Consider the following 16,482-nt stretch of genomic DNA (forward strand, 5'->3'; position numbering starts at 1 on the left):
CGCTACAACCGGGAAACGCCGTTAATAATCAGCGGGAGCGTAAATGACCACGGGCGGCACCGCCGCGGCCGGCTCCAGGACCCGCTCGAGCAGGTCGAGGGTGCAGATGTCCGGCCCGACCAACGGATGCAGCCGGTCGGCCCGCAGCGGGCCATCCGTCTGTTCGAGCAGCGTCTTGATCAGGCCGAAGTGCACAGTGCACACCTCGGGGTGCAGCTTCACCATCTCGCTGTACGGACAATCGTGCAGGTGCACGTGGGTGCCGTCAGAGTCGTGGTCGGAATCGAAGCCGCTGGCGTCGAGGTGGTCGTCGAGCGCGTCCATCTGGCACTGGCGCGGGGAGGTGTCGACGGTTTCGAGGGGCAGGAGCCTCCGCACGAGGTCACCGCGGCGCTGTGCGGCTTCGGCCTTGGCCGCGCGCACCGAACCGGGCTCGGCGGAACCGGCCGCCGCGCTGTAGAGCATGCGGGGGCGACCCTTGGTCTCGCGGGTCTCCGGCTGGCAGGTGATGAAACCATCGTCGACCAGGCGCTGCAGATGTTCTCTGGCGGTGTTGGGATGCAGCCCGGCCGCCTCGGCGAGGTCGCCGACGGTCATGGTTCCGCGACGCTGCAGGTGCAGGAGCAAAGTGATCCTGCTGATCGAGGCGAGCGTGCGATAACTCGGGGCGGAGCGGGGAACCATGGAGCCCAGTATGGGCCACCGTCCAATCTGGCGGTACCCCCTGCCCCTGATCGGGCGCCAGCTTCTACTCGCCAGATGCCGTGAGTCGCCATCAGGAGGGGCGAGCCTGGTCCCGCCGGCAGGGTGGTCGCGGCGACGGAGGAGCGCTAGGGTCTGCGCGTGACGACGGATGAGCACGGGTGCTGCGCGCCCGCACACGAGGTGATACGCCAGGCCCGGCTGGCCGTGGGCGTAGACGATGCGGAGGCACCCCCGGGCACAGCCATGTCCCAGCTCCCCCCGGCACCGGCCGCTCCCGGCTCACTCGTCCGGCATCACCTCGACCAGGCGCTGGTGCCGGCGCAGGTCTTCGCCATGGGCGACGCCGACGGCGCGGGCAATCCCGGCGACGGCGAGACCCCCGTGCACGAAGTGCGGCTGGATGCCTTCTCCATCGACACGACGACGGTCACCAACGCCGCCTTCGCCCGGTTCGTGGCCGATACCGGGTATCGCACCGAGTCGGAGCTGTTCGGCTACTCCGCGGTGTTCCACCTCGCGTTGCAGGCCGACATCGATGACGTGGTCGGCCAGCCCCCGCAGACACCCTGGTGGCTGGGGGTGCGCGGCGCGGACTGGGCGCATCCGGCCGGCCCCCGTTCGTCGCTCGACGGGCTGGCCGAGCATCCGGTGGTGCAGGTGAGCTGGAACGACGCGCTGGCCTACTGCGCCTGGGCGGGGCGACGGCTGCCGACCGAGGCCGAGTGGGAGTGCGCGTCGCGCGGCGGGCTGGCCGGCCGGCGCTACCCGTGGGGCGACGAGTGGGAGGAAGGGCAGCGCTGCAACATCTGGCAGGGCCGGTTTCCCGCGGTGAACACCCTGGCCGATGGCTGGCTCAGCACCGCCCCGGTGCGGGAGTTCGCGCCGAACGGCTACGGCCTCTGGCAGAGCGTGGGCAACGTCTGGGAGTGGTGCGCCGACTGGTGGGCGGAGGGCTATTACGCGCACTCCCCCGCCGAGAATCCGGCCGGCCCGGCGACGGGCGAGCAGCGTTCGATGCGCGGCGGCTCGTACCTCTGCCACGACTCCTATTGCAACCGGTATCGCAACTCCGCTCGGGCCTCCAACACCGCGGATTCCGCGGCCGGCAACGTGGGCTTCCGCACCGTGGCGCTGACCTGATCCGGCGCCGCCGAAGCACAACTCGTGCTCGATTCCGCCGGCGTGGCCGACCGCCTCGTCATTCCGGGGCGATCGCCGGTCGGCGGCTGGGAATCGCAGGAGTCATGCATCCGCGGGTGCGGATGGTTGTGGTCTGCTACCCCGGCGCGTGCAGCCGGGGCGCGTCGAAGAAGAGCAACTCGAGGGCCGCCGACCGCGCGAACACGGCGCGCATGAGCGCCCGGTCGACGGCCGTCGCGGTGGCCGCCGCGGTGTCGGTGAGCAGGATTGCCTGCCGGGTCGCGGCCGCGAACCCCTCGTCGGCGTAGGTCTCCAGCCAGTCGGCGTACGGATGCGCCGCGTCGCGCCGGCTCGCCGTGAAGCCGGCGTGCAGGCGCTCGCCGACATCCGCGTAGAGCCAGTAGCAGGGCAGGACCGCGGCCAGCAGCACCGCATAGTTGCCTGCCGCGCTGACCGCGACCAGGTGGTCGACGTAGGACCGGGTCACCGGGCCGGGCGCCGGGCGCGTGTCATGGCCGGTCAGCCAGGTGCGGTGCAGCTCGAGTTCCACCTCGATGCAGTTGGCGGCGCCGGTAGCCCAGAATTCCCGTTCGGCGGGGGTGGGCGCCAGGACGCTCGCCTGCGCCAGCACCCGGGAGTACGCGGCGAGGTAGAGGGCATCCTGGGCCAGGTAGTAGGCGAAGTGGCCGGCGGACAGGCTGCCGTCGCCGAGTTCCGCGATGAAGGGCAACGCATCGATGGCGGTGCGGGTTTCGGCGATGTCGGCCCAGAGCAGCCTGCTGAACGGTTCGGTGCGGCCCGGCTCCGGCCGCAGATCCGGGTCGGCATCCCCGCGTGATTCGGCGGCGTGAACGTTCATGGCGACATCCCTTCGCTAGTGCTAACTAGTCAGGTTCGACGGGTTTGGATCTCAGCGTCCGCATCCGGCGGAGGCACCCCGTGTCGCGTCCCACCCTAGCGGCCGGCAGGGCCGAAAGACTCTCGAATGCACCGGGCGCCGAACTGTACGCTGGACAGGCTGCTGCATTCTTCACCGGGTGAGCACGCGCTCCATGGCCGACGGGCCACCGGTCGTCGGCGTCGTCCTGGAAGGACACCGCACCATGCCTGACACCCCGACCGACACCACCATCGCGCCGCCCACGGTGTTGATCCTGGCGATCACGGCCTGCCCAACGGGCATCGCCCACACCTACATGGCTGCCGAGAAACTCGACGCGGCCGCCACCGAACTCGGCTACGAGATCCGGGTCGAGACGCACGGGTCCGTCGGAGTCGAAGGCACCTTCAGTCAGGCCGACATCGACCGCGCCGACGCTGTCGTCGTCGCCGCCGACACCCAGATCGACCTGTCCCGCTTCGGGGGCAAGCGCATCGTCTCCACCCGCGTCTCCGACGGCATCCACCGCCCGGCCGCGCTGATCGCCGAGGCGCTGGCCGCCGCCCCCACCGGCCGCGCCGCCGTGACCACGGATGCCCCGGCGAGCGCCGGGAAACGCGACATCGGCGGTTTCATCTACCGCGCGCTGATGAACGGCGTGTCGTACATGATCCCGTTCGTCGTCGTCGGCGGGCTGCTCATCGCGATCTCGCTGTCGATCGGCGGCGAGGCCACCCCGCAGGGACTCGTGATCCCCGAGGACAGCTTCTGGTTCACCATCAACCAGATCGGCGTGCTCGGCTTCACCCTGATGGTGCCGATCCTCTCCGGCTTCATCGCCTACGCGATCGCCGACCGGCCCGGGCTCGCACCGGGCATGATCTGCGGTTGGATCGCCACGACCGGCTCCTTCTACAACTCCGAATCGGGTGCCGGCTTCATCGGCGGCATCGTCACCGGTTTCCTGGTGGGCTTCGTGGCGCTGGGCATCAAGAAGATCACCGTGCACCGCTTCATCAAGCCGATCATGCCGATCCTGGTCATCCCCGTGATCACCACCCTCGTCGTCGGCGGCCTGTTCGTGCTCGCCCTCGGCCAGCCGATCGCCTGGGTGTTCTCCTCGATGACCGACTTCCTCTCCAGCCTCGACGGCGGCAGCGTCGTCGTGCTCGGCCTGATCCTGGGCGCGATGGTCGCGTTCGACATGGGCGGCCCGATCAACAAGACGGCGTTCCTGTTCGGTTCCGCGCTGATCGCCTCCGGCAACCCAGGCCCGATGGGCATGGTCGCCGCGGCCATCGCCGTGCCGCCGCTGGGCATGGGGCTGGCCACGGTCATCCGTCGCCGGTTCTTCACCCCGGTGGAACGCGAGGCCGGCATCGCCGCGCTGTTCATGGGCTTCTTCGGCATCACCGAGGGCGCCATCCCGCTCGCGGCGGCCCGCCCGCTGCAGGTCATCCCCGCGAACGTGCTCGGTGGCGCCGTCGCCGGTGCCATCGCCGCGATCGCCGGGGTCACCAACGCCGTGCCGCACGGCGGCCCGATCGTGGCCGTCTTCGGTGCCGTGAGCGGCGTGCCGATGTACTTCGTCGCGATTCTCTCCGGTGTGGCCGTCACCGCTCTGGTGTCGGTGCTGTTGATCGGCATCTCGGTGCGCAAGGTCGTGCCGGCGGATGCTGCCGCGGTTGCGGTCGCCGGTGCCGCTGCGGATGCCGCTGTGCCGGTTGCCGCGCCGGGTGCTGCGGCGAGTGCCGTGTCGCCCGTGGCTGCGGCGCCGGTTCTTGCCGCGCCTGCTGCCGCCGAGCCGGTGGCCCCCGCCCCGAAGACCGTGCTCGACTACATCGACGAACGCACCATCGTGCTCGACATCGACGAGACCGACCGGGACGCCGTCATCCGTCGTCTGGCCGGTCTGATGCAGACCACCGGGCGGGTACTCGACGTCGACGCCGTCGTGCAGGCGGCCATGGACCGTGAACTGATCAGCACGACCGGCATCGGCGAGGGCATCGCGATTCCGCACGCCAAGTCCGACGGCGCCACCTCCCCGGTGCTCGCGTTCGCGCGCAGCCGAGACGGCGTTGACTGGAACTCGCTGGACGAGGCCCCTGCGCACCTGATCTTCATGATCGCCGTGCCGGAGGCCGCCGCCGGCACCGAGCACCTCAAGGTGCTCGCCCAGCTGTCCCGCAGCCTGATGAAGCCCTCGTTCCGCGCCTCGATCGAGATGGCGGCCACCCCGGCCGACGTGCTCGCGGCACTGGCGTCCTCGGTGCGGCCGGCGACTCCCGCCGCGCACTGACCCCCGTCCTGGACCGCACGTCGGGGCGGACTTTTTCGGGAAACACCGCCGCGCGCGCCTGCGCAACGCGGCGTTTCTCGAATTCCTCCGCCTTTACGTACCGAGTTCGGCCGAGTCGGCCCGGTCGGCCGCCGCCGCCCGAGTGAATGCGGCGCTACCGCGCGCTGCCGGCCGGCGCATCCCTCTGACCCGCCCTGGTTGTTCGCAGGGCGATGCCCGCCGCGGCGAGGCCGAGCGAAGCCAGGACGAGTGCCGTGTGACTCCAGCCCGAGGTGGCGAGGACCGTGCCTCCGCTGGCTGCGGCCCAGGTGCAGCTACGGCCGAGCGGCCACCAGGAGAAGCTGCCGCTGACGACGCCGGCGCGCTCCGACAGCTCGGCGAGGGGAGAGAACGGCCCCTCCACGGCGCAGGCGTAGTCCAGGCCGCCGTGCACCGCAACGAGGTACGCGCCGGAGGTGGCGATAGCGGCAAGACAGAGGCCGGCCGCGATGAGGACGGCACCGAATCGTGAACGCTCGGAGGCGGACAGCCGCTGCGTCCCGATGCCCCGAGGGAGGAGCACCGTGCGCCCGAGGAGCACCGCGATGAGGCCGATCCAGAGCGGGCCACCGGCCAGGGTGAAGCCGAGGACCGCGGCTGCGAGGACCGCGGGACCGCCGGCAGCGCCCGGTTCACCGGGAATCCACTCGGCCGCAAGGAGCAATGACAGCGCCGCGAAGATCACTCCTGCATACCCGGCGAGCACGCTGCGCCCGCCGAGGCCCCAGCGACCGGTCGGCGGCGAGAACACCAGAAGCAGGGTGAGTGTGGCGGTGCCGGCGAGGGCGGCGACCGCTGCCAGCAGCGAAAGGCCACCGACGATCAGGTCCCAGGCCTGAGCCACCGTCGCGTCTCGGCTGAACATGAAGATCAGGGTGGCGACGGTAGCGCCGATGACCGCCGTGAGCATCACGGTGCCGGCAAAGCGCGCGGCATGACCCAGGTGCATCCGGGCGTCGGTGTTCCCCATGACTGCACGCTAGCGCAGTGGCCGGCGCTGGCTCACTGGCTGGTGTCTATCAGCGCCCCTCTGGGCCTGGCACCTGCTGCGAACGGGCGATGAGGGCGCTGGTGTGCGCACCGACACCGCGGCGCAGCACCTCGGCAAGGTTGTCGACGGTATCGACGTCGCGGCGGATCGACGCCGTGGCGGGCAGGTCGAGCGGCACGTGGCCGGCAGTCTCGTGCGCAGCACGGGAGCCGGGCCCGAACCGGGGAGTGAGCGTGATGCCGGCGCGGGCGAGCAACGTGGTGGTGCCGGTGCCCTCCTCGTCGGCAACCATGGCCAGGTCATGGGCGGTTGCGGCGGTGAGGGTCGACTCGACGTCAGCGACGGTGAGCGCGGGCAGGTCTCCGGTGAGCACAGCGACGCTGCAGAGCGGGTACTGCTCATGCGCCACCCGGATGCCCTCGGCGATGGCCGCGTTGAGCGGGTCCCGAGTTGCCACACAAGCGCCCGTCCCGGCATCCGAAGCGGATGTGTGCGGCACCTCGGGAACGATCTGGGCGCCCAGCGCCTTGAGCGGCGCGGCGGCGGCGGGGTCGGCGGTCACCACGAACACCTCCTGCACCATCCCGGCGGCCAGCAGTGCGGCCACGGTGTCCAGCGCGAATGCTTCGGCGAGCTCCCCGCGGGCCGGGAAGGTTTCCGGCAGCGCGCTCAGGCGGCTCTTGGCGCTCGCACTGCCCTTGACGGGCACCACGCACACCCATCTCACGCGGATGCGGTTCCGCGAGAAGCCACTTGAGGCCCACTGCTGCGCTCCGAGGGGGCCTCAACCGGAAACTCACCAGCCAAATCCTCTCGAGTTGCCACTTGAGGCCCTGTGCCGTGCGCGGTGGGGGCCTCAACCGGCAACTCACCAAGGTGGTCGTCGGCGGCAGCATCCGGAATCTCACGAGTTGCCGCAAAGTGCCCCCTCGCGGGCCCGATAGGGGACTTTTGCGGCAAGTCGGCATCAGGAATCTCACGAGTTGCCGCAATGTGCCCCCTTAGAGGCGCTGTCGGGGCATCTTCCGGCAAGTCGGCGGCCGCGGTCCTGTCATCAGCAGCCCTGGCCGTCCCCGCCTCATCAGCGTTCGTGGGTGCGCTATCCGTCCCACGGTCCGCCTCGGCAGCCGCCAGCCCGGCCGCATAACCCTCCGCGTACGCCTCGGCGCTGCCGACGCGGAACATGTCGTTCGCAGTGTCGCGCAACAGCCGGCGCGCGCCGCGATCCCCCGCGTCGATCGCGCCCACCAAGTGGCCGAGGCCGCGGAGCACGGCGACGGGGTTGCCGCTGGTCTTGCCCTTGATCAGGTCGGCGGCGCCGGCGATCTCGTCCGCGACGGCGGCGACGGTGACGTCGAGGCGGCGACCGTGCGCATCCATGCTGCCACGTAGGTCGTCGAGCACGGCCACGCCGGCAGCGCCGATGGCGATGTCGGTCTGGCCGTCCCGCCACGGGCGGCCAACGGTGTCGGTGATCAGCACCCCGAGATGCAGCCCGGTGGCGGCGCGGAGGGCTGCGCAGAGGCCGCGCGCGGAGGCATCCGGGTCGACGGGCAGTAGCAATACAGTGCCGTGCTCGACGTTGCTGGCGTCGACACCGGCGGCGGCCATCACCAGGCCCTGCCGGTTTTCGACGATGCGGGTGACCCCGCCCGGATGCGCACGGGTCGCGACGACCCGTACGGTCTCGTCGGCGATGGCCTGCTCCCGGTCGGTCGCGGCCACCTGCCTGCCCTCGGCCTTGGACACGATCTTGCTGGTCACGGCCAGGATGTCACCGTCGGCCAGACGGGACGCGGCGGGACCAGCGACGGCCAGGATGGTCGCGGCCAGGTCGTCGCCGGCCCGGACCTCGCCGATTCCGGGCAGCACGAACACCTCGAGCCGGTGGCGCGCACCGTCGGCCGCGGAATGCATCGCTACCGGGCGAGCTTCGGCAGCACGTCGCGGCCGAAGACGTCGATCCACTGGCGCTGGTTGCGCCCCACGTTGTGCAGGTAGATCTTGTCGAAGCCGAGGTCGACGAACTTCTGGATGTAGGCACGGTGGTCGTCGGGGTCGGCGGAGATGATCATCCGGCCCTCGAAGTCCTCCGGACGCACCAGTTTTGCCATCTGCTCGAATTCGAACGGCGAACGGATGTCGCCCTTGGGGAACTTCATGCCGCCGTTGGGCCACTCGTGCAACGCGTTGGCCATGGCCTCCTCGTCGGTCTCGGCCCAGCTCATGTGCAGCTGCAGCACCTTGGGCATGGTCGACGGGTCCTTGCCGGCCTCGCGGGCGCCGTCGTCGAACTTGCCGAACAGCATCGAGATCTTCTCGAGCGGGGCGCCGACGGTGATGAGGCCGTCGGCGTGCCGGCCGGCGCGCTTGGCGGTGACCGGGCCGGCGGTGGCGACGAGGATCTCGGGCGCGACCTCAGGCATGGTCCATAGCCGGGTGGACTCGAGCTTGAAGAACTGGCCAGAGTGCTTGACGTCCTTGCCGGCGATGCTGGCGGTGAACAGCTTCGAGATGATCTCGATGGCCTCGAACATACGGTTGATGCGCTCGGGCGCCTCGGGCCAGTAGCCGCCGACGATGTGCTCGTTGAGCGCCTCACCGGAACCCAGGCCCAGCCAGTGCCGGCCGGGGTACATCGAGGCGAGTGTGGCGGAGGCCTGCGCCACCATGGCCGGGTGCCAGCGGAAGGTTGGCGCGGTGACGCCGGGACCCATGTCGCCCTTGGTGCGCTCACCGATCGCGGCGAGAACGCTCCACACGAAGGAGGATTCGCCCTGGGCTGGCACCCACGGTTGGAAGTGATCGGCCGCCATCACCCCGGAGAAGCCGTGCTCCTCCGCATAGGCCGAGAGCGCCACCGCCTCGGCGGGGGCGAACTGCTCCAACATGGCCGCGTAACCGATCTGCAATTCCGACATACTGCCATCCTGCCACTCGCGTGTGTCGGCGAGGTTTCTGGAGCGCCCGCGCCAAATAGGCTTAGAGCCATGCGCATCGCCACCTGGAACGTCAACTCCATCCGTGCCCGCGTCGACCGAGTGGTCGACTGGATGGTGCGAGAGGACATCGACGTGCTCGCCATGCAGGAGATCAAGTGCAAGCCCGAGCAGTTCCCCGCGCAGGCCTTCGAGGACGCCGGCTACGAACTGGCCATCCACGGCCTCAGCCAGTGGAACGGCGTCGCGTTCGCCAGCCGCCACGAGATGACGGATGTGGTCACCGCCTTCCCCGAGATGCCCGGCTTCCTCAAGGGTGAAGAGGGTCCCGGCCTGCCGCTGGAAGCCCGCGCGCTGGGCGTGACCGTGAACGAGATGCGCCTGTGGAGCCTGTACGTGCCCAACGGCCGCTCGCTGGATGACCCGCACTACGTCTACAAGCTGGACTGGCTGACCCGGCTGAAGACCCACGCCGCCGACGAGCTGGCCAAGAACCCCCGGCTGGCGATGGCACTGATGGGCGACTGGAACGTGGCCCCGCTGGACTCCGATGTGGGTGACCCCACCCTGGTACCCGGCGTGTCCACCCACATCTCGCCGGCAGAGCGCAGCGCGTTCGAAGCGTTCGAGGCGGCCGGTTTCACCGACGTGGTGCGCCCGATCGTGCCGGAGGGCTTCACCTACTGGGACTACAAGCAGCTGCGCTTCCCGCGCAACGAGGGCCTGCGCATCGACTTCATCCTCGGCTCACCGGCCTTCGGTGAGCTCGTGACGGATGCGAGCATCCACCGCAACGAGCGCAAGGGCGACGCCCCGAGCGACCACGTTCCGGTGCTGGTGGACATCGAGACCGAGGACGAGGACGACGACCGCCCGATGATCTTCTAGGCCCCGCTGGTTGAGCTCACCGTCTCCATCCGCCGTAAGGTCGACCCCGCCCGGTTCGACGAGGCCACCCACTGGGTGCAGACCGGGATGGACCTCGCCAACGAATACCCGGGCTTCCTCGGCTCCGGCTGGGTGCGCGCGCACGCCGGTTCCGCGCACTGGCACATGCTCTACAAATTCAAGGATGCGGCCTCGCTGGAGGCCTGGGAGCACTCGATCGCCCGCACCAGCTGGCTGCTCGAGGGTGAGGGCCTGGTGCTCGAGTCCCACGTGGTGCGGCGCACCGGCATCGAGGGCTGGTTCGACGACTCCCAGGTCAACGCCGGTCCGTCCGCGCCGGTCCAGCCGCCGCGCTGGAAGCAGGCCGTGGCCATCGGGCTGGGCTTCTTTCCGCTGAACGTGATCTTCACCTACCTCGTCACCGGGGTGGATCCGCACTGGAACGACATCCCGACCGTGCTCCGGATCCTGCTGACCACGTTCGTGATGGCGCCCATGATGACCTACGTGGTGATGCCGTTCATCACCCGCCGGCTGCGGCCATGGCTGCAGAAAGCGCCCAAAAAGAAGGCCTGATCGGCCCGACGCTCAGGCGAGCAGCGCCGCGACGATCACCAGCGCCGGGATCGCGCCGATCGTGGTGACCAGCACGGTGTCCCGGGCCACGACCACGCCCCGGTCGTAGCGGGAGGCGAAGTTGAAGATGTTCTGCGCGGTCGGCAACGCGCTCACGGTCACCACGGCGAACAGCTCGGGGCCCTCGAGAGCGAACACGAACCTGCCGAACAGGTATGCGATCACGGGCATCAGCGCCACCTTGATCACCGACGCCGCGACCACCTGCTTGCGGCCGGTGCCGGCCTGCAGCAGTCGCTGGCCGTGCAGCGACATGCCGAACGACATCAACACCAGCGGGATCGCGGCACCGCCGATGATGTCCAGGGGCGCGATCACGGCGTCGGGTACCGGGACGCCGAAGGCGGCGACGAGCACGCCGAGAACCGAGGCGATGATCATCGGGTTCCGCAGCGGCTGGGTGAGGATGCTGCGCACCGACACCCGTCCGCGGGTGGACGCGTCGAGGATGCTCAGGGTGATCGGCGCGAGCACGAGCAGCTGCAGCAGCAACACCGGCGCCACATACTGGGCGCTGCCGAGCACGTAGATGGCCACCGGCAGACCGATGTTGTTGGCGTTGACGTAGGTGGCGCTGGTGGCGCCGAGCACCGTCTCCGGCAGCGGGTTTCGAAAGAAAATCCTGGCCAGCACGACATACAGCAGCATGCCGACGATCACGCTGCACAGCACCGTGGCAAGGAACGCGGAGAACAGCACCCGCACGTCCGCCTGCGCGAGCACGGTGAACAGCAGCGCCGGGGTGGCCACGAAGAACGCGATGCGGTTGAGCACCCGGCCGGCGTCCTCGCCGGCCACGCCGGTGCGCTCGACGACGTAGCCCACCAGGATCACAAACCCGATGATCGAGAACCCGACCAGTACACCGCCCACTCTTCGACCCTAGGGCCACCGCCGGTGCCGGGTTCGCACGCGGCTGCGGCGGTGGCCCTGACCGGAACCGGGCCGGTTAGCGCAGCAGCGCGTCCGCCGAGGATCCCGAGGTTCCGGACTCGGTCTCAAGCAAGACCTCTTCCACAGTGTGGTGCGCCTTCGGGTTCCGCACGAAGACCGCAGCGGCAATGGCGATCACTATGGCCACACATCCGGCCACGACGAACGCGCTCGACAGGCCGCCGGTGAAGGCGTCCCTGGCCAGTATCGTTGTCGCGGCGTCCAGACCGGTGGGGATGATTCCCTGGGCCACGGCCTCCGCACCGGCGAAGGTGGTGGAGCCGAGTCCCGCGGCCGTTCCGGCTGAGACCACGGCGGCGAGCACCGCGGTACCCAGCGCGCCGCCGAGCTGCAGGGAGGTGGCCTGCAGTCCCCCGGCGACGCCGGCGAGCTGCACGGGTGCGCTGCCGACGATGGCCTCGGCACCCGAGGTCATCACCAGGCCCACCCCGAGCGCGAGAACGACGAACGGCACCGCCATGGCCACGTACGGCGAGTCGATACTGATCGGGGTGAGCCCGAACAATGCGCCGCCCACAAGGACCAGACCCAGCGACATGGTGAGACGGATGCCGAATTTGCTCACCAGGGCGGCGCCGATGGGCGAGGCGATGATAGACACTGCGCTCAGCGGCAGCAACATCAGGCCGGCCGCGATGCCCTCCTCACCGCGGAAGTTGAGCAGGAACAGCGCCAGAAAGAAGGTCACCCCGAAGAGGGCGAAAAAGTTCGCGGCTACGGCCAGGGCGCCCACGGTGATGGTGGGGTTCCTGAACAGGCCCATCGGCAGCAGCGGCGCCGCCACGCGGTTTTCCACGACCACGAAGACCGCGACGAGCACCAGTCCGCCGGCCAGAACGCCGAGGGTGAGCGGGCTGGTCCAGCCCCAGGACTCGGATTGGACGACGGCCAGCACAATGCCGAACAGCCCCAGGGCAAGCAGAACGACGCCCGCGATGTCGAACCGTGCGCGGCTGGTCGCGGAACTTTCCTTGAGCACCAGGCCACCCAGGATCAAGCCGATCACGGCGATGGGGGCGTTGATGTAGAACACCGATTCCCAGCCGAGGGTGCCCACCAGCGCGCCGCCCACGATGGGCCCGGCGGCGATGGCAACGGATGACGCGCCACCCCAGATGCCGATGGCCATGCCGAACTTCTCCCGCGGGAAGGTGGCTCGCAGCAGGGCAAGGGTTTGCGGCATCAGCAGTGCGGCACTCAGCCCCTGCAGTGCCCGGAAGGCGATGACGCCCTCGGTCGTGCCGGCCAGGCCGATCGCCACCGAGGTGACCGCGAAGGCCGCGACGCCGATGAGGTACATCTTCTTGCGCCCGAACCTGTCGCCGAGCTTGCCGCCGAGGATGAGGAAGACCGCCAGGGCCAACAGGTAGGAGTTGGTGATCCACTGCAGTTCGGTGAACGAGGTGCCAAGGGCGTCGGAGATGGCGGGGTTCGCGACCGAGACGACGGTGCCGTCCAGCCCGACCATGAACAGGCCGAAGCAGACCGCGGCCAGGGACAGGCCCGGGTTGCCCCGGAGTGATCGGCGGCCGGTGGCCGGCCGAGTGGGGGTGGATGTGGACATGGTGGTACTCCAAACGGTGGTGCGGGAGGTGGGATGGTGTGCGTGCGCGCACGACGGACAACGCTCCGACGCGGGATGCCGAAGCGTGCGGGGTGGGACCGGCGGCGGCTAGCCGGGACCGGCGGTCGGGCCGGGGGTGCGAGTGCCGCGGCGCTGCGGAGACAGCACCGGAAGCAGCCACTCACGGACGATGCTCGCCAGTTCGTCTGCCGAGACCACATCATTGCGGGCGAGTGCTCGATCCACGATCGCGGAGAGGATCATGCGGGCGGCGAGAAAGGTGTCAGCCTGGTCGTCGATCCGGCCGGTCTGCTTGAGCAGGTCGAGGGCTGCGCTGACGGCCAGGTGCAGCGGTTCCGCGAGGTGCTCGGCCACCGCCGTCATGACAGCGGGGTCGGACCGGCCGGCGGCATCCAGAGCGAGCACGAGCTGACCGAAGCGCCCCACGGTGATGCTCCGCACAGCGGCGGTGATCGCCGTCAGCGCTTCGGCAAGGGTGTGTGAGGCGTCGAGGACCGGAATGTCGATGGGGCCGAGTTTGGCCGCGACGGCCACGACCAGGGCGGTCTTGGTGGGCCAGCGCTTGTAGATGGTGGCCTTGGAGGAGTGCGCCCGCGCCGCGACGGCATCGATCGTCATCGCCGAGAACCCGACCTCGGCGAGGAGGTCGGTCGTGGCCTGCAGAACGGCATCCGCCCGCTCGGCACTGCGCCTACTCATCTCCCCGACCACATGTGTACTCTAACGTACACTTGTGCCGGTTCGTAAGCCCGGCTCTTTCGCCGGCGGATGCGCTCCCCTACGCTCGACTCATGCCTAACCTCGATGTTCCGGGCGCACGCCTCTACTACGAAAGCGACGGACACGCCTCCAAACCGGCGCTGCTGCTGATCCACGCGGGGATCGCGAACCTGCGCATGTGGGACCCGCAGATCGACGCGCTGGCCGCAGAGCACTTCGTCATCCGCTTCGACACCCGCGGCTTCGGCCAGACCAGTACCGAGGACGTCGAGTTCTCCAACCGGGCGGATGCCCTGGCCGTGCTCGACCACCTCGGCGTGGCCCGCGCGACGCTGATCGGGTGCTCCCGCGGCGGCACCATCGCCATCGATCTTGCGGTGGAGAGCCCTGACCGGGTGGCCGGGCTGATCGTGATCGGGGCGGGCCCGAGCGGGTTCCCCGACACCGAGCTGACCGAGGTGGAGGATGCCCGGTTCGACGAGATCGACCAGGCCTTCGCCGCCCAGGATTGGCACCGGCTGGCTCGCCTCGAGGCCGCGATCTGGGATTTCGGCCCGTTGCGCCGCGAGGAGGACCTCGACCCCGAATTCGTCTCCACCGCCTACGCGCTCAACCGGGTGAACGTCATCCACGCGGAGGAGCGCCCGGTGTCGCTGCCGCTCGAACCTCCCGCGTTCGACAGGGTCGTCGACATCGAGGTGCCCGCCCTGGTGACGGTGGGCGAGTACGACATGTCCGAGGTGCTCGCGGCGTACGAGTACCTGGTGACGACGCTGCCCCAGGCCAGTGGATGCGTGTTCCGCGACACCGCGCACCTGCCGAACGTGGAACAAGCGGCCGATGTGCAGCGGGTGCTGCTCGACTGGCTCACCGAAAACGCCCTTTAACGGCCGCGAAAGCGGCCACGTGGTTGCTTCGAGAGGCTCGAGGCAACCACACGACCGCTTTCGCGGGATGGTGCGGTGCGGAACTAGACGCTCGCGGCGGCTCGGGGCGAGCCAGTGACGGCGGGGGCGGCATCCAGCGGCCGGTTGTCGGCCAGCACCTTCTGGTAGGCGGGCAGCTCCACGAACAGCTCGTCCTTCAGCGGGTTGCGCTTGGTGCGCACGATGACGCGCACCTGGTAGACGACCACGGCGATGTTGGCGGCCAGCGAGATCGCACTGACGATGAACAGGGCGGTGGGGTTGTGCGAGGACTCGACGGCGAACTTCGAACTGGTCACGAAGGTGGGCACGGCCATCGTGAACATCATCCAGAACGCCAGGGTCTGCGCCCGGTGCTGCAGCCAGGCGCCGCGCTTGATGAAGAACGCGGGGATGGTGCAGGAGATCAGTAGGGCGGCGCCGGCGTAGAAGGAGTGGTCACCGACGGCGTTGTAGACGTAGGCGAAGTTCCACAGGTCGTACGCGATGATCCAGAACCAGAGCATGTCGGGCCAGATCATGTCCTTCTTCTTGCCGCGGCTGATGATGATGCCCGCCCAACCGCAGATGGTGACGAGGTTGAGCAGCCCGGCGATGCCGTTCATGATGTTCCACGGGCCGCCGACCATGAAGACGCCGTCGACCATGCCCTGCATGCCGTAGACCTGGAAGTCACGGATGACCGCTTCGAAGATGTTCAGCGCGAGGATCGCCGCCGGGAACATCAGCCAGTACTTGTTCTTCGCCAGCTTCGGGATGAAGCGGATGGCCATGAAGCCCAGGCAGCCGGCCAGCGCGGAATAGACCTTGACCCAGTGGAACCAGGTGCCGGTGCTGGAGTCGGCGCCCGCGGTGTGGGGCCAGACGAAGATGGTGAGCACCACCGGTAGCCCGATGAACAACACGAGGGCGGCCCACTTGCTGGCCCGGGCGATCTCGTTGGCAAGCATGAGGCCCGCCACCACCGCAACCCACATCAGCGTGGAGTACCAGGGGATTGACTCGTACAGGAACATCTTCGTTTCTCCTTATTCGGTTTTCTTTGTGGGGTGGTGCGTCTTACGGGTGGTGCGTCTTCACGGGGTGGTGTTCGTGGTGCCCATGTCCAGGTGCAGTGTCTGTCGCACGATGGCGACGAGCACCTGGTCGTCGACGTCGGGCGACGAGCGCACGAGGCCGATCAGTCCGTAGACCAGGACGTAGAAGACCTCGCCGACGTGTTCGATGTCAATGTGGTGCGCCCGCGCGTAGGCCTCGACGGTGGTCACCCGCAGGCGCTCGACGATGGCGCGCACGGCGCGGTCCACAAACCGGTTGTACAGTCCGGCGTTCTCGGGGTGGCCGAGGTCTTCACGGAACATGTCCTTGGCGTGCAGGTGGTGGCGGAACAAGACCACGCAGTCCAGCAGCGCCTTGGCCACATTGCCGGGCTCCCGGTCGGCGTCCCAGCGGGAGACGGCGTCGACGAACTCAGTGATGTGGTCCTCGAAGATCAGGTCGATCAGAGCGTCCCGGTCGGGAAAGTAGTGGTAGATCAGGCCCCGCGTGACGCCGACGCGCTTGGCGATCTCGGTGACGGAGACCTTGGCAACGCCCCGTTCGGCGAAGAGCTGCCGGGTCGCGGCGACGATCTCGTCATGGCGCTCGTCGGGCTGCTTGCTCTGGCGAGGGGAGGCCGTCGGGGTGCTCATGCTTGAACGCTACTCCCGCCGTTGACACAGCGTCAATGACACCGCGTCAATCGCCCCGAACTGGGGAGTGCGCCGCTAGGGGACTC

The 16,482-nt window shown here is 69.1% G+C and carries 16 protein-coding genes and 1 riboswitch; of the genes, 5 read left to right on the forward strand and 11 right to left on the reverse strand.

Annotated elements, in window-relative coordinates; genetic code table 11:
* Window positions 1-21: 21 nt before the first annotated feature.
* Complete coding sequence (locus E3T22_RS05815; RefSeq protein WP_088457469.1) at window positions 22-684, reverse strand: metalloregulator ArsR/SmtB family transcription factor; 663 nt, start codon at window positions 682-684, stop codon at window positions 22-24.
* 264 nt (window positions 685-948) lie between these two features.
* On the opposite strand from E3T22_RS05815, the gene E3T22_RS05820 reads away from it, so the two are divergent.
* Complete coding sequence (locus E3T22_RS05820; RefSeq protein ID WP_174776260.1) at window positions 949-1,845, forward strand: formylglycine-generating enzyme family protein; 897 nt, start codon at window positions 949-951, stop codon at window positions 1,843-1,845.
* A gap of 136 nt (window positions 1,846-1,981) precedes the next feature.
* Here the strand turns inward: E3T22_RS05820 and E3T22_RS05825 are convergent, their stop codons facing one another.
* Complete coding sequence (locus E3T22_RS05825) at window positions 1,982-2,704, reverse strand: hypothetical protein (protein ID WP_134408643.1); 723 nt, start codon at window positions 2,702-2,704, stop codon at window positions 1,982-1,984.
* Window positions 2,695-2,795, reverse strand: a riboswitch (TPP riboswitch). (Overlaps the previous gene by 10 nt.)
* Before the next feature lie 87 nt (window positions 2,796-2,882).
* Between E3T22_RS05825 and E3T22_RS05830 the strand changes: the two genes are divergently transcribed.
* Complete coding sequence (locus tag E3T22_RS05830) at window positions 2,883-5,027, forward strand: fructose-specific PTS transporter subunit EIIC (RefSeq protein ID WP_198415046.1); 2,145 nt, start codon at window positions 2,883-2,885, stop codon at window positions 5,025-5,027.
* A gap of 154 nt (window positions 5,028-5,181) precedes the next feature.
* Here the strand turns inward: E3T22_RS05830 and E3T22_RS05835 are convergent, their stop codons facing one another.
* From E3T22_RS05835 to E3T22_RS05850, 4 genes are read right to left on the reverse strand one after another with little or no spacing between them, the layout of a single operon-like run.
* Window positions 5,182-6,036, reverse strand: a complete 855-nt coding sequence (locus tag E3T22_RS05835; RefSeq protein ID WP_134480766.1) for a hypothetical protein — start codon at window positions 6,034-6,036, stop codon at window positions 5,182-5,184.
* A 49-nt stretch (window positions 6,037-6,085) separates the two neighbouring features.
* Complete coding sequence (cofC, locus tag E3T22_RS05840; protein WP_240632284.1) at window positions 6,086-6,769, reverse strand: 2-phospho-L-lactate guanylyltransferase; 684 nt, start codon at window positions 6,767-6,769, stop codon at window positions 6,086-6,088.
* Window positions 6,770-6,780: 11 nt separating this feature from the next.
* Complete coding sequence (cofE, locus tag E3T22_RS19640) at window positions 6,781-7,974, reverse strand: coenzyme F420-0:L-glutamate ligase (protein WP_088457472.1); 1,194 nt, start codon at window positions 7,972-7,974, stop codon at window positions 6,781-6,783.
* Window positions 7,975-7,976: 2 nt separating this feature from the next.
* Window positions 7,977-8,978 carry a TIGR03557 family F420-dependent LLM class oxidoreductase gene (locus E3T22_RS05850; RefSeq protein ID WP_088457473.1) on the reverse strand — a complete coding sequence of 334 codons (1,002 nt, stop codon included), beginning with the start codon at window positions 8,976-8,978 and terminating at the stop codon, window positions 7,977-7,979.
* A gap of 69 nt (window positions 8,979-9,047) precedes the next feature.
* Here E3T22_RS05850 and E3T22_RS05855 point away from each other — a divergent pair, with 69 nt between their 5' ends.
* Window positions 9,048-9,884 carry an exodeoxyribonuclease III gene (locus E3T22_RS05855; RefSeq protein WP_088457474.1) on the forward strand — a complete coding sequence of 279 codons (837 nt, stop codon included), beginning with the start codon at window positions 9,048-9,050 and terminating at the stop codon, window positions 9,882-9,884.
* Window positions 9,885-9,971: 87 nt separating this feature from the next.
* A complete protein-coding gene (locus tag E3T22_RS05860) occupies window positions 9,972-10,460 on the forward strand; it encodes an antibiotic biosynthesis monooxygenase (RefSeq protein WP_241983603.1) in 489 nt (162 codons plus the stop codon).
* Window positions 10,461-10,472: 12 nt separating this feature from the next.
* Here the strand turns inward: E3T22_RS05860 and E3T22_RS05865 are convergent, their stop codons facing one another.
* The 3 genes from E3T22_RS05865 to E3T22_RS05875 all read right to left on the reverse strand — a co-directional run bounded on the left by E3T22_RS05865 (window position 10,473) and on the right by E3T22_RS05875 (window position 13,758).
* Window positions 10,473-11,393, reverse strand: a complete 921-nt coding sequence (locus E3T22_RS05865; protein WP_088457476.1) for an AEC family transporter — start codon at window positions 11,391-11,393, stop codon at window positions 10,473-10,475.
* Between the two features lie 76 nt (window positions 11,394-11,469).
* A complete protein-coding gene (locus E3T22_RS05870; protein WP_134480765.1) occupies window positions 11,470-13,038 on the reverse strand; it encodes an MFS transporter in 1,569 nt (522 codons plus the stop codon).
* Between the two features lie 108 nt (window positions 13,039-13,146).
* Complete coding sequence (locus E3T22_RS05875; protein WP_088458150.1) at window positions 13,147-13,758, reverse strand: TetR/AcrR family transcriptional regulator; 612 nt, start codon at window positions 13,756-13,758, stop codon at window positions 13,147-13,149.
* 92 nt (window positions 13,759-13,850) lie between these two features.
* Between E3T22_RS05875 and E3T22_RS05880 the strand changes: the two genes are divergently transcribed.
* Window positions 13,851-14,666: an alpha/beta fold hydrolase gene (locus E3T22_RS05880; protein WP_088457478.1), complete on the forward strand. Its 816-nt coding sequence runs from the start codon at window positions 13,851-13,853 to the stop codon at window positions 14,664-14,666.
* Window positions 14,667-14,749: 83 nt separating this feature from the next.
* On the opposite strand, the gene E3T22_RS05885 is transcribed toward E3T22_RS05880, so the two are convergent.
* Window positions 14,750-15,721, reverse strand: a complete 972-nt coding sequence (locus E3T22_RS05885) for a DUF5692 family protein (protein WP_088457479.1) — start codon at window positions 15,719-15,721, stop codon at window positions 14,750-14,752.
* A 60-nt stretch (window positions 15,722-15,781) separates the two neighbouring features.
* The gene (locus E3T22_RS05890; protein ID WP_088457480.1) at window positions 15,782-16,396 is read right to left on the reverse strand and encodes a TetR/AcrR family transcriptional regulator; all 615 of its coding nucleotides are present in this window, start codon (window positions 16,394-16,396) and stop codon (window positions 15,782-15,784) included.
* Window positions 16,397-16,482: the final 86 nt, after the last annotated feature.

The organism is Cryobacterium sp. TMB3-10, assembly GCF_004402305.1.
In the GTDB taxonomy this organism is placed as follows: Bacteria; Actinomycetota; Actinomycetes; order Actinomycetales; family Microbacteriaceae; genus Cryobacterium; species Cryobacterium zongtaii.